Source organism: Streptomyces montanus (assembly GCF_005786655.1).
GTDB lineage: Bacteria > Actinomycetota > Actinomycetes > Streptomycetales > Streptomycetaceae > Streptomyces > Streptomyces sporangiiformans.
The window spans coordinates 75875-91671 of record NZ_VBZC01000039.1; the positions used below are offsets into that span (position 1 = coordinate 75875).

Sequence of the window (15797 nt, forward strand, 5' to 3'; positions counted from 1 at the left end):
TACTACGAGTGCTATGAGTCATCGGCGGTGCGGAGGTGCGTGAACGGGAGACGATCGGATAACAAGGCCACATGGCGGTGTTCGTCGCGCTCGGCGCGTTCCTGATGACGCTGGCAGGCGGCTGGACGGCGCAACGCGTCACCGACCGCCGCCACCTCGTACTCGGCCTGGCCGGCGGGCTGATGCTGGGCGTGGTCGGCCTGGATCTGCTGCCGGAGGCGCTGGACGCGGCGGGTGGTGAGGTCTTCGGCGTTCCGGCCGCGCTGCTGTTGTTCGTCGGCGGCTTCCTGCTGGCCCACCTCGTGGAGCGTCTGCTGGCCGCGCGCCGGGCCGCGCACGGCGCCGAAGAGCACAACGGCCGAACGCCCCAGGTGGGCCTGACGGCCGCCGCGGCGATGGTGGGGCACAGCGCCATGGACGGCATCGCGATCGGCGCCGCCTTCCAGGTGGGCGGCGGCATGGGCCTCGCGGTGGCCCTCGCGGTCATCGCCCACGACTTCGCGGACGGCTTCAACACCTACACGCTCACCAGCCTGTACGGGAACGCCCGCCGCAAGGCGCTGCTGATGCTGTTCGCGGATGCGCTGGCCCCCGTCGCGGGCGCCGCGTCGACGCTCTTCTTCACCCTCCCGGAGGATCTGCTCGGCGGTTACCTCGGCTTCTTCGGCGGCGCGCTCCTCTACCTCGCCGCCGCCGAGATCCTGCCCGAGGCACACCATGAGCACCCGGCCCGCTCCACGCTGCTGTGCACGATCGCCGGGGCGGCGTTCATCTGGCTGGTGGTGGGCGTGGCGGGCTGAACCGCCCCGTGCCCCTCCGGGACGTGTCACAGCTTGCCGCCGCGTCCGCCGTCGCGCCGAGCGGGCGCGATGAGCGTGGAGAGATACGGCAGCGGAGAGCCGTCCAGTTCGGCCGCGGGCCGGATCGACTCCTCGGGCAGCCCCAGCGCGGAGCCCCAGACGGCGTCGCCGATCCGCCCGGTCTCCCGCAGCGCCGCGGCCACTTCCTCCGCGATCCGCCCGAACTTGTAGGCGACGACCGTCCCCGGCCCGCTGAGCGCGTCCTTGAGCACGGCGGCCCCGGCCGTGACGGGCACGAGGGTGAGCGGCTCGGTCCCCTCGGTCAGTACGGCCCCGGAGCGGGCGGCGAGATCCTGCATGGCGGTGATGCCGGGCACCGTCTCGATGACGGTCCCCGGGACCGATTCCTCGATGGTCTGCGCGAGATACGTGAAGGTGGAGTACACGTTCGGGTCGCCGATGGTGGCGAAGGCGACCGTGCCGTGGCCCCGCAGCAGCTGGGCCACCCGCTCACCGGCAGCGTCCCAGGCGGCCTCGCGCCGGGCCCGGTCCGACCGCTCGTTGAGCGCGAACACGACCCGTACGACCTTCTCCTCGGGCACGTAGTGCAACACGGTGGCTTCGGCGCGGCCGCGCTCCCCGCTGTCCATGACCGGCACGACGACAACGTCCGCCGCACGCAGGGAGTTGACCCCTTTGACGGTCACAAGCTCCGGATCCCCGGGCCCGACCCCCACCCCGATCAGCCTTCTGTCGCTCATGACCCGACACACCTCTCCACGAACCGACGGGCGACACCGGGCGCCGAGGCCCAGTGCGTGTGCAGGTAACTCGCGTGCACACCCTGTTGTACGAAACCTTCGAGGCGCCGTCGAGGAGCGCGCATGCCCCACGCGGCAGCCGCCCCCGCACCGGGTTCCACGACGGTCCGGTGAAACTCGTGCCCCCGCATCCGCGTCCCCGCCTCCGCGAGCACACTGTCGCTCACGGCCACGGCGTCGCGATACCCGAGGGTGAGCCGCTCGTCCATGCGCGCCTCGGCGTCGATGACCCCGCACATGGGCCGCCCGTCGAGCTCACGGCAGAGGTAGAGCAGCCCGGCACACTCGGCGGCCACCGGAGCACCACTGAACGCCAGCTCGGCGATGGCCTTGCGCAGGGGCTCATTGGCGGACAGCTCCGGGGCGTACACCTCCGGGAACCCACCGCCGATGACAAGCCCGGCGGTCCCCTCGGGCAGTTGCTCATCCCGGAGCGGATCAAAGGTGACGACGTCGGCTCCGGCAGCGGCGAGCAGCTCGGCATGCTCGGCGTAGGAAAACGTGAAGGCGGACCCACCGGCGACAGCAACGACGGGCGCCTTGAGCCCGGCCGGTTCATTTGAGCTCAGGCCGGCATCAACCAGCCCGTCCGGCGTTTGAGGACGAGGCCGTTCAGGCCGATACGGGGGTCTGGGGGCGGAGCCCCCAGGGTCGGGAACGGGAAGGGGCGGCGGGGGCGAAAGAGCGATGGCCTCAGCCGCATCCCAAGCCGCACCAGACAACGCGGGCGCGCTGCGCGCCAGCGCGACCAGCGCATCCAGATCGCACCCGTCACGCACCCGCGAGGCCATGGCGGCGACCGCCTCGACGGCCTCGGCCCGCCGCTCGGCAACAGGCACCAGCCCAAGATGACGAGAAGGCGTATCCACCTGAGCAACCCGCCGCAGCACACCCAGCACCGGCACCCCGGCCGAGTCCAACGCCTCCCGCAACAGCTCCTCGTGCCGCTCGGACGCGACCTTGTTCAGGATCACGCCCCCGACCCGCACCTCCGGATCCCAGGACGCGAACCCGTGCACCAGGGCCGCCACCGACCGCGACTGCGAGGACGCGTCCACGACCAGCACGACCGGCGCCCGCAGCAGCTTCGCCACATGCGCCGTGGACGCCAACTCGCCCTCCCCGGCTGCCCCGTCGTACAGCCCCATCACACCCTCGACGACGGCGACATCGCACCCGCGCGCACCATGCGCGAACAGCGGCGCGACCAACTCCGCCCCACACAGATACGCGTCCAGGTTCCGCCCCACGCGCCCCGCCGCGAGCGCGTGATACCCGGGATCGATGTAGTCGGGCCCGACCTTGTGCGGAGACACGGCAAGCCCCCGCGAGGCGAACGCGGCCATCAACCCCGTGGCAACGGTGGTCTTGCCGCTGCCCGAAGAGGGCGCGGCGATGACCAGCCGGAGCACGGACGACGAGGACTTCACGAGAACATCACCACTCGATGCCCCTCTGCCCCTTCTGCCCGGCGTCCATCGGATGCTTCACCTTGGACATGTCGGTCACGAGATCGGCGAAGTCGAGGAGCTTCTCGGGCGCGTTCCGCCCGGTGATCACCACATGCTGCGTCCCCGGCCGATCCCGGAGCACCGCCACGACCTCATCCACGTCGACCCACCCCCAGTGCATGGGGTAGGCGAACTCATCGAGGACATACAGCTTGTACGTCTCGGCGGCGAGGTCACGCTTGACCTGCTCCCACCCCTCGCGGGCCTTCTCCTCGTTGTCCATCTGGGAGTCGCGCTGCACCCAGGACCAGCCCTCGCCCATCTTGTGCCAGTCGACGGATCCGCCCTCGCCGGACGCCCCGAGCACCCGCAGCGCGTTCTCCTCGCCGACCTTCCACTTCGCCGACTTGACGAACTGGAACACCCCGATCGGCCAGCCCTGGTTCCAGGCGCGCAGCGCGAGCCCGAAGGCGGCGGTGGACTTGCCCTTGCCGATCCCCGTGTGCACGACGACCAGCGGACGATTCCGGCGCTGACGAGTCGTCAGCCCGTCGTCCGGCACCACACTCGGCTGTCCCTGCGGCATTACGCGGCCCTCCTGTGACGACTGCTTCCCTGAACATCTCGTACGAGCCCGGCGATGCTGTCCGCCCGCAGCTCGTCCAACGTCACGGCCGAACCGCCGAGTTCACCCGCGAGTTGCCCGGCGAGGCCGAGCCGCACCGGCCCCGACTCGCAGTCCACGACCACGGACGCGACCTCGCCGGCCGCGAGCAGCCCGGCGGCCCGCCCCGCGAGCGCCACCGGCTCCGTCCCGCCCGTGGCCCGCCCGTCCGTCACCACGACGACGAGCGGACGCCGCGCGGGATCCCGCAGCCGCTCCACCCGCAGCACCTCGTGGGCCTTCAGCAGCCCCGCGGCGAGCGGTGTCCGCCCACCGGTGGGCAGCGACTCCAGCCGCGCCGCCGCCGCGTCCACCGACGAGGTCGGCGGCAGCGCGACCTCGGCCGAGGCCCCACGGAAGGTCACCAGGCCGACCTTGTCCCGCCGCTGATACGCGTCGAGCAGCAGCGACAGCACGGCCCCTTTGACCGCGCTCATCCGCTGCCGGGCGGCCATCGACCCGGAGGCGTCCACGACGAACAGCACGAGGTTCCCCTCACGCCCCTCCCGGGTGGCCTGGCGCAGATCGTCCCGCCGTACGACGAGTCCCGGCCCCGACCGCCCGCGTGCCCGCTGATGCGGGGCCGCGGCCTGCACGGTCGCCGCCAGGTGCAGCTTGGTGAGTGTGCCCCGGGGCTGCCGCGCACCGGTCGTACGGCCGTGCTCGGTGCGTGCCCGCGAGCGCCGCCCGGCAGCACCCTCACCGAGGCCGGGCACGCTCAGCATCTTGGTGCGAAAGGGTTCGGCAGCGCGTGCGGGAGACTGCTCGCCGCCGCCGGGCGCGGCCGGCGCCTGTTCGTCCTCCGAGGGCTCGCCCTGCGCCGGAACATCACCGGCGGGTGACTCGCCGTCGTCCGGCCCGTCGTCCGGCCCGTCCTGCGGCGGCTGCCCGCCACCCCCGGGCCCGTCCGGACCGGGATCAGGATCGTCGTCGTCCTGCCCCCCGAACTCCTCCAACGTCTCGTCGAGCTTGTCCTCGTCGAGCCCCGGCGCGTCAAAGGGATTGCGGCGCCGCCGATGAGGCAGCGCGAGCAGAGCCGCCTGCCGCACGTCCTCCGCAAGGACATCGGTCCGCCCGGCCCACGCGGCCAGCGCCGTCGCCGTCCGCGCCATCACGATGTCCGCGCGCATCCCGTCGACCTCGAAGGCCGCACAGGTCGCCGCGATCTGCCGCAGCGCCCCGTCGCCCAGCCGTACGGAGGGCAGCAGCTCCCGGGCCGCCACGATCCGCGCCCGTACCGACGACTCCTCGTCGGCCCATCGTGCCGCGAACCCTTCCGGATCGTCGTCGTACGCGAGCCGCCGCCGTACCACCTCCACCCGCTGATCGGGCTCACGCGAGGCCGCGACCTCGACGGTCAGCCCGAAGCGGTCGAGCAACTGCGGCCGCAGCTCGCCCTCTTCGGGGTTCATGGTCCCTACGAGCAGGAACCGGGCGGCATGCCGTACGGAGACGCCCTCGCGCTCGACGTACGAGGCACCCATCGCCGCCGCGTCGAGCAGCAGGTCGACCAGGTGGTCGTGGAGCAGGTTGACTTCGTCGACGTAGAGGATCCCGCGGTGGGCGTCGGCGAGCAGGCCGGGCTCGAAGGCCTTCACGCCCTCGGCGAGCGCCCGCTCGATGTCCAGCGCCCCCACGAGCCGGTCCTCGGAGGCGCCGACGGGCAGTTCGACCATGCGCGCGGGACGTGCCGTACCGGGCCCGGTCTCGTGCGGCCCGTCCGGGCAGGCGGGGTCGGGGGAGGCCGGGTCGCAGGAGAAACGGCACCCGGCGACGACGCCCACCTCCGGCATGAGCGCCGACAGGGCGCGTACGGCCGTGGACTTGGCCGTGCCCTTCTCCCCACGGACAAGGACACCGCCCACCGCGGGCGACACGGCGTTCAGCAGCAGCGCGAGCCGCAGGTCGTCCTGACCGACAACGGCCGTAAATGGAAACGGGGTACTCACTGGTCGTCGCCCTCCAAGTCGCCTTCGAGCTCCAGATACGTGGCACGCAGCCGCTCGATCGTGTCCGCGTCGGGCTCCGCCCACAGCCCGCGGTCCGCCGCCTCCAGCAGCCGCTCCGTGATGCCGCGCAGCGCCCAGGGGTTGGACTTCTTCATGAAGTCCTGGTTCTCCGCGTCGAAGACGTACTCCGCGCTGAGCTTCTCGTACATCCAGTCGTCCACGACCCCGGCCGTGGCGTCGTAACCGAAGAGGTAGTCGACGGTCGCCGCCATCTCGAAGGCGCCCTTGTAGCCGTGCCGCCGCATCGCGGCCATCCAGCGCGGGTTGACCACGCGGGCGCGGAAGACGCGGTGCGTCTCCTCGCCCAGCGTCCGGGTCTTCACCTGGTCCGGTACGGCCGAATCACCCACGTACGCCTCAGGGGAGGCGCCGGTCAGATGCCGCACCATGGCGACCATCCCGCCGTGGTACTGGAAGTAGTCGTCCGCGTCGACGAGATCGTGCTCACGCGTGTCCACGTTCTTCGCGGCGACCGCGATCCGCCGGAACGCCGTCTCCATGTCTCCCCGAGCCGTCCGCCCGTCGAGCCCGCGCCCGTACGCATAGCCGCCCCACACCGCGTACACCTCGGCGAGGTCGGCGTCGGAGCGCCAGTTGCGGGCGTCGATCAGCGGGAGCAGACCCGCCCCGTACGCCCCCGGCTTCGAGCCGAAGATACGGGCCGTCGCGCGCCGCCTGTCGCCGTGCTCGGCGGTGTCCTCGTCGGCATGCGCCCGTACGAAGTTCCTGTCAGCCGGCTCGTCCAGCTCGGCCACCGCCCGCACCGCGTCGTCGATCAGACCGACCACGTGCGGGAAAGCGTCCCGGAAGAAGCCGGAGATACGGACCGTGACGTCGATGCGCGGCCGGCCCAGCTCCTCCAGGGACACGACCTCGAAGCCGGTCACCCGGCGCGAGGCGTCGTCCCAGACCGGGCGGCAGCCGAGCAGCGCCAGGATCTCGGCGATGTCGTCGCCCTGGGTGCGCATCGCCGACGTACCCCAGACGGTGAGGCCGACGGACTTCGGGTACTCACCCGTGTCCTGCAGATAGCGGGCCACGAGCGAGTCCGCGAGCGACTGCCCGACCTCCCAACTCAGCCGGGACGGAATGGCCTTGGGGTCGACGGAGTAGAAGTTCCGGCCGGTCGGCAGGACGTTGACCAGTCCGCGCGTGGGGGAGCCCGACGGGCCCGCCGGAATGTAACCGCCGTCCAGCGCCTTGAGGATGTGGCCGATCTCGTCGGTGGTGCGGGCGAGCCGGGGCACGACCTCGGTGCACGCGAACTCCAGCACGGCGACCGCGTCCGGGAGTTCGGTGCCCAGGACGTCCCGTACGAGAGCACGGCTCTCCGCGACCGCCCAGTCGCGCTCCTCCATGCCCTCGGCGATCCGCCGGCACAGCTGCTCCAGCAGGTCGATGGCGTCGGCGGCCGAACGGGACGGGCCGTCCACCAGGTCCGTCAGCTCGACCGGCACCTTCACCGGCGCTCCCGGCTCGGCCAGCAGCTCCTTCTCGACCAGCCCGAAGTGCTCGGCCAGCGAGGCGCGCAGCCCCGGCAGGGCGTTCGCCTGTCCGCCCCACACCTGGGAGGCGCGCAGCACGGCGAGGACGAGGTTGACGCGGGCCTCGTCCACCGGCCCGCCGCCCAGGATGTGCAGGCCGTCGCGGATCTGTACGTCCTTGATCTCGCACAGATAGCCGTCGATGTGCATGACGAACTCGTCGAACTCGTCGTCGTCCGGCTGATCGTCCACATGCAGGTCGTGGTGCAGCTCGGCCGCCTTGACCAGCGTCCAGATCTGGGCGCGTACCGCCGGGGCCTTCGTCGGGTCCAGGTCGGAGACGAGGGCGTACTCGTCGAGGAGCTGCTCCAGCTTGGCCAGGTCGCCGTACGTGTCGGCGCGCGCCATGGGCGGTACGAGGTGGTCGACGACCGTGGCGTGCCCGCGGCGCTTGGCCTGGGTGCCCTCGCCGGGGTCGTTGACGATGAAGGGGTAGATCAGGGGCAGGTCGCCGAGGACCGCGTCCGGCGCACAGCCCCCGCTCAGCCCGAGTCCCTTGCCCGGCAGCCACTCCATGGTGCCGTGCTTGCCCATGTGCACGATCGCGTCGGCGCCGAACGAGTTCTCCAGCCACCGGTAGGCCGCCATGTAGTGGTGCGACGGCGGCATGTCCGGGTCGTGGTAGATCGCGATCGGGTTCTCGCCGAAGCCGCGCGGCGGCTGGATCATGACGACGACGTTCCCGAACTGCAGGGAGGCGAGCACGATGTCGTCGCCGTCCACGTACAGGGAGCCCGGCGGCTCGCCCCACGCCTCCAGCATGCTGTCCCGCAGCCCGGGATCGAGCTTGTCGAACCACGCCCGGTAGTCGGCCAGCGGTACGCGCGCGGGCGCGGCGGCCAGTTGCTCCTCCGTCAGCCACTCGACGTCGTGGCCGCCGGCCGCGATGAGCCGGTGGATCAACTCGTCGCCGCCCGCGGGGTACTCGGTGAGGGCGTACCCGGCGTCGCGCAGCGCGTCGAGGACCCGTACGGCGGAGGCGGGCGTGTCGAGGCCGACCGCGTTGCCGACGCGCGAGTGCTTGGTCGGGTAGGCGGTGAAGACGAGGGCGAGCTTCTTGTCGGCGTTCGCCTTGTGCTTCAACAGCGCGTGCCGTGCGGCGATCCCGGCGACCCGCGCGGCCCGCTCCGGGTCGGCGACGTACACCGGGACGTCGTCAGGCCCCTGCTCCTTGAAGGAGAAGGGGACCGTGATCAGCCGTCCGTCGAACTCCGGGATCGCGACCTGCATCGCCGCGTCCATCGGGGCGAGGGCGGCGTCGGACTCGTCCCAGGCGCTCCTCGACGAGGTCAGGCAGAGCCCTTGCAGTACGGGGACATTGAGGTCGGCGAGCGCCCCGATGTCCCACGCCTCCTCGTCGCCGCCCGCGGACGCCTGGGAGGCGTGCGTGCCGCCGGCCGCGAGCACGGTGGCGACGAGCGCGTCGGCCCGCCCGAGAATCTCGTACAGGCCGGCGTCGGCGCCCCGCAGCGAACCGCAGTACACCGGGAGGGCGTTGGCGCCCCGCGCCTCGATCGCGTCGCACAGGGTGTCCACGAACGCGGTGTTGCCGGACAGCTCGTGCGCCCGGTAGAAGAGGACGCCGACGGTCGGGCGGCCCTCGATCCGCGGACGCTCCCCATGAACCCCGTAGTCGGGCATCTTCTGCGGCTCGACGAAGCCCTCACCCGTGAGCAGCACGGTGTCGGACAGGAACCGGGCCAGTTCGGTGAGGTTGTCCGGGCCGCCTTCGACGAGGTACCGCAGCGCCTCCGCCACCACACCCGCCGGCACGGACGACTCGGCCATCAACTCCGCGTCGGGCACGGCCTCGCCGCCGAGCAGCACGGTCGGGACGCCGGACGCCTTGAGCGCGGCCAGCCCCTCCTCCCAGGCACGCTTGCCGCCCAGCAGCCGTACGACGGCGATGTCCGAGCCCTCGACGAGCGCGGGCAGTTCCTCCGCGACATCGACCCGGGTCGGGTTGCCGATCCGGTACGAGGCACCGGAGGCACGCGCCGCCAGCAGATCGGTGTCGGCGGTCGACAACAACAACACTGTGCTCATGCGGGCGCTCCCGGTGGAATGAAAGGCAGGTCTTGCGGCGCGCCCGACTCGATGAGCCGCAACAGCGCGTCCGTGTCCGCGTGTTCCTCGATCAGGTCGCCGAGCCGGTCGAGCTGTTCCTCGCGCAGCGCGGCGAACGACGTGTCGGGGGCCGGTACGAAGCGGCGCCCCGCGGCGGCCGCCACCTCGCGCAGGAAGGCTCGCCGGAATCCGTCCGACTCCAGCGAGCCGTGCCAGTGCGTGCCCCAGACGGCGCCGACCCGGCAGCCGTCCAAGAAGGGCTCGCCGCCTGCGACCTCGGCGATCCCGTGGTGGATCTCGTAACCGTCGACGTGCTCGCCGAGCGCCTCCCCAACGGGGCGGGTGAGGGTCTTCTCACGGGCGAACCGCACCCGTACGGGCAGGACCCCGAGCCCGTCGACCTGTCCCGCCCGGGACTCGACGTCGTCCTCGATGTGCTCGCCGAGGATCTGGAAACCGCCGCAGATGCCGAGTACGGGGCGGCCGTCGGCGGCCCTGCGGACGAGCGCGTCGGCGAGCCCGCGCTCCCGGAGCCACTCCAGGGCACGGACGGTCCCCCGGGTGCCGGGGATCACCACCAGATCCGCGTCGGCGAGTTCCTCGGGCCGGTCCACGAACCGCACGACGACACCGGGTTCGGCGGCCAGCGCGTCGACATCCGTGAAGTTGGACATGAGCGGGATGGCGCAGACGGCGACGCGCAGGACGTCCTCGCCGACGGGCGGCGCGACGTTGGATTCCCGTACCGTCCCCCGCAGGGAGACCCGCAGCCCGTCCTCCTCGTCGATGCCGAGGCCGTGCCGGAAGGGCAGCACGCCGTACGTGTGCCTCCCGGTGAGCCCGTGCAGCATGTCAAGGCCGGGCTCCAGCAGTGACACGTCCCCGCGGAACTTGTTGACGAGGAACCCGGCGACGAGTTCCTGGTCCTCGCGGGACAGCAGGGCGACGGTCCCGAAGAACGAGGCGAAGACGCCCCCGCGGTCGATGTCGCCGACGACGAGCACGGGAAGCCGGGCGTTCCTGGCGATCCCCATGTTCACGATGTCGGTGCGCCGCAGATTGATCTCGGCAGGACTCCCCGCCCCCTCACAGATCACCGCGTCATACGTGCCCCGCAACTCGGCGAGACAGTCGAGGACGGTCCCGAGAAGTTGTTCCTGCCGCCCGCCGTGGTACCCGCGCGCACTCAGCTCACCCACGGGCTTGCCCATGAGCACCACCTGACTGCTCCGCTCGCTGCCGGGCTTGAGCAGCACGGGATTCATGAGCGCGGTGGGTTCGACACGGCACGCCTGTGCCTGCATGGCCTGCGCCCGCCCGATCTCGGCGCCTTCGCGCGTGACGAACGAGTTGAGGGACATGTTCTGCGCCTTGAACGGCGCGACCTTCACGCCCTGCCGCACCAGCCACCGGCAGATCCCGGCGGTGACGACGCTCTTACCGGCGTCGGAAGTGGTCCCGGCGACAAGCAGCCCCCCACTCATGAGGCACGCCCCCACTGCTGTGGGCAGTCGTTCCGCAGGGCGGAACGGGTGGGCACAGCCTGCAGCACCGGGCGCCTTGAAACCGGCCCCCGCAGCAGCGCACCCGCCGCACTCACCCCGAGCGCAAGCCAGCCAACCCTCCGCGACAACCGAACAGCCCTCTCAATGTCTCCCACTTGCACAGAACGCCCCTCCCCGTTCAGCACAGGCCGATGCTCAACACGCCCCGCGTACGACAGCGTCCCGCCCAGCCGCACCCCGAGCGCCCCCGCGAACGACGCCTCCACGGGCCCGGCGTTGGGGCTCGGGTGCTTCGAGGCGTCGGTACGCCAGGCGCGTACGGCCGACCGCGGATCGCTTCCCGCGACGGCCGCGAGCACGGCAGTCAGCCGCGCCCCCGGCCACCCGGCAACATCGTCGAGCCGCGCGGAAGCCCACCCGTACCGCCGGTACTTGGGCGACTTGTGCCCGACCATCGCGTCCAGTGTGTTCACGGCGCGGAAGCCCACGAGTCCGGGGACTCCGGCGACCGCGCCCCACACCAGAGCGCCCACGACCGCGTCGGAGGTGTTCTCGGCGACGGACTCGACGACGGCCCGCGCGATCCCGTCGGCGTCCAGTGCCTGCGGGTCCCGCCCGCACAGGTGCGGCAGCCGCTCCCGGGCCGCTTCGATGTCCCCGGCGGCCAGCGCCTCGCCGACGGCCCGCGCCTCGCGCCCGAGCGAAGTCCCCCCGACCACGGCCCAGGTGGCGGCGGCGGTGAGCGCGACGGAGGCGGTACGGGAGGGACGTACGGCCGAGGCGGCGACGGCGGCGAGGGACACGGCACCACCCACGCACACAGTGGTGTGCAGGGCGCCCCACCCCCGGTGGTCCCGCCACAGCACCCGTTCCACGGCACCCGCGGCCCGGCCGAACGCGGCGACCGGATGCCCGCGGCGAGGATCGCCGAGGAGCAGGTCACCGAGGAGGCCGGCGGCGGCGCCGTACGCGAAGACGCGATCGGCACGCATCGGCTCAGCCCGTCGCTACGTCAGGCAGAACCCTCGTACTCGGCACACTGAACCGCAACAGGCAGCCGCGCATGGCGATATGTCCTCACTCAGGGTGTCCACGCCCTGGCTCGACGAGACCGACGGCGAGAGTTCCTGGCTCCCGGGGGATCGATTCCCCGGTGACAGTGGCGGGACCGCGCCGGACTCGCACCGGCTTCCTCTCCTGCCGCCGTATATGGCTCCGGCAGTCCACCACGGGTTGGAAGACCCGTCAACTTGCTGTTGACCTGCGCAAGGAGAGTGTGCTGAGGCCCACACGCGGTGTGTGGCGCGGCCGCCTCGAGGCGCCACGCGAAAAACCCCGCGGGCGGGTAAGTGCGGCATGCACTTACCCGCCCGCGGAACGGCGTGTGGACCAGTGAGGTCCGGGTCAGGCCACGATCAGATAGATCCCGTACGCCACCGCCGCCGCGCACGCCGCGAAGCAGGCGTACGCGCCGGTGACCGCGAGGGCGGCCGAGTCGCCCTGCGCCGAGGCCTGCTCGCGTCGCGAGAGACCGACGATGCCGAGGGTGAACAGGCCCACGAGGGCGATGGTGGCGATGAGGCTGACTCCGAAGACGGAGCCGAGGGCTGCCCAGTCGATGTGCATGCTGATTCTTCCTTCGTGCCTGGGTGCTCGATGCTCAGACAGCGGCCGACGACGCCGACGACGCCGATGACGCAGACGAGTTCGCCGAGGTCTCGCTGGAGGCCTGGGCGGTGTCCGTGAGGACCTCCGTCACGGTGCCGGCCGGGGGTGGGGCGACGGCGGCGAGGGCCGTGGTCACCACACCAGCGAGTTCCTCGGTGTCGGTGTCGTTGACGTTGGTGTGGTCGACCACCTCGCGGCGGGAGACCACCCAGATGGCGGCGCTCGACGCGACCAGGAAGACGGCGACGAGCGACGTGCCCCAGGTGCCGAAGGAGGTCGCGTACTCCGCGATCGCGGCGACCAGGGCCGCGGCGGGGAGCGTGAGGCCCCAGGCGATGAACATCCGGGTGGCGGTGGACCAGCGGACCACGCCGCCCTTGCGGCCGAGGCCCGCGCCCATCACCGAGCCGGAGACCGAGTGAGTGGTGGACAGGGAGAAGCCGAGGTGCGAGGAGGCCAGGATGACCGTGGCCGCGCTGGTCTGGGCGGCGAAGCCCTGCTGCGGCTGGAGGTCGGTGAGGCCCTTGCCCATCGTGCGGATGATGCGCCAGCCGCCCAGGTACGTGCCGAGCGCGATCGCGAGACCGGCGGAGAGGATGACCCAGGTCGGGGGGTCCGAGTCGGGGGCGATGGAACCGCCGGCGACCAGGGCGAGGGTGATGATGCCCATGGTCTTCTGCGCGTCGTTGGTGCCGTGGGCCAGCGAGACGAGACCGGCGGAGGCGATCTGGCCCGCGCGGTAGCCCTTCTTGGAAGCCTCGCCGTTCGCGTTCTTGCCCAGCGTGTACGTCAGCCGGGAGGCGAACATCGCCGCGAGACCCGCGACCAGTGGGGCGGCGATCGCCGGGATCAGCACCTTGGTGACGAGGACGTCGCCGTGCACCGCGCCGACGCCCGCCGAGGCGACGGTGGCGCCGATCAGGCCGCCCATGAGGGCGTGCGAGGAGCTGGACGGGAGCCCGACGAGCCAGGTCATCAGGTTCCAGAGGATGGCGCCGACGAGCGCCGCGAAAATGACTTCGGGTTGTATGCCGTCTTCGTTGACCAGACCCTTGGAGATCGTGTTCGCGACTTCAATGGACAGGAAGGCGCCGACAAGGTTGAGCACGGCGGACATGGCTACCGCGACCTTGGGCTTCATCGCGCCGGTCGAGATGGTGGTGGCCATCGCGTTGGCGGTGTCGTGGAAACCGTTCGTGAAATCGAACGCGAGGGCGGTGACAACCACGATCGCGAGGATCAGCGAGAAGTTTTCCATTTACCCGGGCTTCTTTTGGACGTCATTGGCACATGGACCATAGGCAACCTGGATGAACGGAAGATGAACGCAGCCGGACTACGGAGTGTATCGAAGCGGGACGCCGCCCCTCCGTTTGTGTCGAGGGGGCGGCGTGGCAGTCGAACTGAGGCGGAATGTTACGTTCCGTCAGTGCCTTGCCTCAAGGGATGATCCAACGCTCCCCAGCCCTTCGCGAACTTCTTGAGCTGGCTCAGGGATCCGTTGAACAGGTTCTGGTCGCCCGGCAGGCTTCCGCCGTTGTCGTACTGCCAGAACGTCCAGAACGTCCACCCCTTCGGCAGGGCCCCCGCCGTCGAGCCGTAGCGGGCCAGCCAGAGCGCATGGTTCGAGGCGAACGCGGAGCTGTTCCCGGTGCACCTCTTCCACCAGTTGTAGTTGGTGTAGATCACCGGGCGGCGGCCCGTCTGCCGCTTCACCTCGTCGCTGAACGACTTGATCCAGCCGACCATCCTGGCCTTGCTCAGGCCATAGCACTTGCGCTTGCCGTACGGGTTGTACTCGATGTCGAGCGCGGGCGGCAGCGTCCAGCCGTCCGCCCGCCAGCCGCCCCCGTTGCGCACGAAGTACGCGGCCTGGGTCCTGCCCGACGACTTGTGCGGCAGTGCGAAGTGGTACGCCCCCCGGACCAGGCCCGCGTTGCGTGCGCCGTGGTACTGCTGGCCGTAGTACGGGTTGCGATACGTGTGGGACTCGGTCGCCTTCACGTAGACGAATGTGGCGCCTTTGCTCTTCGCCTTCGACCAGTTGACGTTCTTCTGGTGAGAGGAGACGTCGTGTCCCTTGGGGCGGCCGGCCGCCGAAACCGGCACCTCTGCGAGAGCGGTCCCCCCGATGGCGAGGGCCGCCACGGAGGCCGCGGCGATGCGGGCGCGACGACTGCGGGACGGTTTGCGATCACGGGCCATATTTCCCCCCGGAATGGCGGCGTGCACGACAAATCCCCCAGAGGTTATGGGAAGATCCCGGAAATTCCGTCGGCCGTCGGCCAATCGCTCTCGCGGGCGATACACGCCTCTTCGCGCCCTGCCGGATGTGCGGATTCCGCCCTACAGTGCCCTCGCCCGCGCCTCGTTGACATGCGCGGCTGGCAGGATCGCGGCATGGCTGAACAGTGGCGGGATCCAGGGGACGGACGGGACGTGGGGGAGCGGGGCGCACGGGAGGCGACGGAGCGGGGCGCGCGGGAGGCGCGTGAGGTGGTGGAGCGGGCGTGGCACGACCTGGTGACCACGGCCCGCCGGACCGTGTCCGACGGTCTGGTCGTCGGCACCTCGGGCAATGTGTCGGTCCGGGTCGGGGACACCGTCCTGGTCACGCCGACGGGAGTCCCGTACGACCGCCTCGGGTCCGAGGATGTCTGCGGGGTCGGTCTCGACGGCCGGCAGGTGCTCGGTTCACTCGTTCCGACCAGCGAACTGCCCATGCATCTGGCGGTCTACCGCGCCACCGACGCCCGCGCCGTCGTGCATACGCACGCCGTGCACGCCACGGCCGTCTCGACCCTCGTGCGGGAGCTGCCGCTCATCCACTACATGGCCGCCGCGCTCGGCGGCCCCGTCCGAGTTGCCCCCTATGCCGCTTATGGCACGGAAAAGTTGGCCGAGAACATGCTCCGTGCTCTACGGGACCGCACGGGCTGCCTCCTCCAGAACCACGGCACCCTCACCTACGGCACCAGCCTCTCCCAGGCCTACGACCGCACGGCCCAACTGGAGTGGATGTGCCGCCTGTGGCTGACGGCGTCCTCGCTGCCGGGCCACACGCCCACGCTGCTGAGCCGCGAGGAGCTCGCGGAGGTGGGGGAGCGGTTCAAGGGATACGGCCAGCCGTGACCCTCGCACCGCCCGCACTCTTCGGCGGCACGGCCGCACGGCGGCACGGCCGCACGGCGGCCCGACGGCACTGTCCTGCGCTGGGGCGATCGTCGGGCTGCGGCGTCCGTCCGGCCCGGGCCCGCGGCCGCCGGTC

At 71.3% G+C, this 15797-nt stretch carries 12 protein-coding genes and 1 riboswitch; of the genes, 2 read left to right on the top strand and 10 right to left on the bottom strand.

Going from position 1 to position 15797, the window contains the following annotated elements:
* Positions 1–71: 71 nt before the first annotated feature.
* Entirely contained in the window at positions 72–800 is a 729-nt protein-coding gene (locus tag FE633_RS30335; protein WP_138048368.1) for a ZIP family metal transporter, read from the top strand.
* A gap of 26 nt (positions 801–826) precedes the next feature.
* Here the strand turns inward: FE633_RS30335 and cobI are convergent, their stop codons facing one another.
* The 10 genes from cobI to FE633_RS30385 form a co-directional block, all read right to left on the bottom strand.
* A complete protein-coding gene (gene cobI / locus FE633_RS30340) occupies positions 827–1561 on the bottom strand; it encodes a precorrin-2 C(20)-methyltransferase (protein WP_425473244.1) in 735 nt (244 codons plus the stop codon).
* Positions 1558–3051: a cobyrinic acid a,c-diamide synthase CobB gene (locus tag FE633_RS30345; RefSeq protein WP_138048370.1), complete on the bottom strand. Its 1494-nt coding sequence runs from the start codon at positions 3049–3051 to the stop codon at positions 1558–1560. Before FE633_RS30345 ends, cobI begins: the two co-directional genes overlap by 4 nt.
* A 7-nt stretch (positions 3052–3058) precedes the next feature.
* Positions 3059–3658 carry a cob(I)yrinic acid a,c-diamide adenosyltransferase gene (gene cobO, locus FE633_RS30350; RefSeq protein ID WP_138048371.1) on the bottom strand — a complete coding sequence of 200 codons (600 nt, stop codon included), beginning with the start codon at positions 3656–3658 and terminating at the stop codon, positions 3059–3061.
* Positions 3658–5685, bottom strand: coding sequence for a putative cobaltochelatase (locus FE633_RS30355; protein WP_138048372.1), 2028 nt, complete (start codon positions 5683–5685; stop codon positions 3658–3660). Before FE633_RS30355 ends, cobO begins: the two co-directional genes overlap by 1 nt.
* On the bottom strand, positions 5682–9335 hold the full coding sequence (gene cobN / locus FE633_RS30360) for a cobaltochelatase subunit CobN (RefSeq protein WP_138048373.1): 3654 nt from the start codon (positions 9333–9335) through the stop codon (positions 5682–5684). The genes FE633_RS30355 and cobN overlap by 4 nt, the downstream gene beginning before the upstream one ends.
* Positions 9332–10840 carry a cobyric acid synthase gene (locus FE633_RS30365; RefSeq protein ID WP_138048374.1) on the bottom strand — a complete coding sequence of 503 codons (1509 nt, stop codon included), beginning with the start codon at positions 10838–10840 and terminating at the stop codon, positions 9332–9334. The genes cobN and FE633_RS30365 overlap by 4 nt, the downstream gene beginning before the upstream one ends.
* Complete coding sequence (locus FE633_RS30370) at positions 10837–11853, bottom strand: cobalamin biosynthesis protein (RefSeq protein ID WP_138048375.1); 1017 nt, start codon at positions 11851–11853, stop codon at positions 10837–10839. Before FE633_RS30370 ends, FE633_RS30365 begins: the two co-directional genes overlap by 4 nt.
* 110 nt (positions 11854–11963) lie before the next feature.
* A riboswitch (cobalamin riboswitch) is annotated at positions 11964–12104 on the bottom strand.
* A 161-nt stretch (positions 12105–12265) separates the two neighbouring features.
* Positions 12266–12487: a hypothetical protein gene (locus FE633_RS30375; protein ID WP_138048376.1), complete on the bottom strand. Its 222-nt coding sequence runs from the start codon at positions 12485–12487 to the stop codon at positions 12266–12268.
* 34 nt (positions 12488–12521) lie between these two features.
* A complete protein-coding gene (locus FE633_RS30380; protein WP_138048377.1) occupies positions 12522–13787 on the bottom strand; it encodes an inorganic phosphate transporter in 1266 nt (421 codons plus the stop codon).
* Positions 13788–13945: 158 nt separating this feature from the next.
* Entirely contained in the window at positions 13946–14734 is a 789-nt protein-coding gene (locus tag FE633_RS30385; protein WP_138048378.1) for a lysozyme, read from the bottom strand.
* Positions 14735–14929: 195 nt separating this feature from the next.
* Here FE633_RS30385 and FE633_RS30390 point away from each other — a divergent pair, with 195 nt between their 5' ends.
* Positions 14930–15661, top strand: a complete 732-nt coding sequence (locus FE633_RS30390) for a class II aldolase/adducin family protein (RefSeq protein ID WP_138048379.1) — start codon at positions 14930–14932, stop codon at positions 15659–15661.
* Positions 15662–15797: the final 136 nt, after the last annotated feature.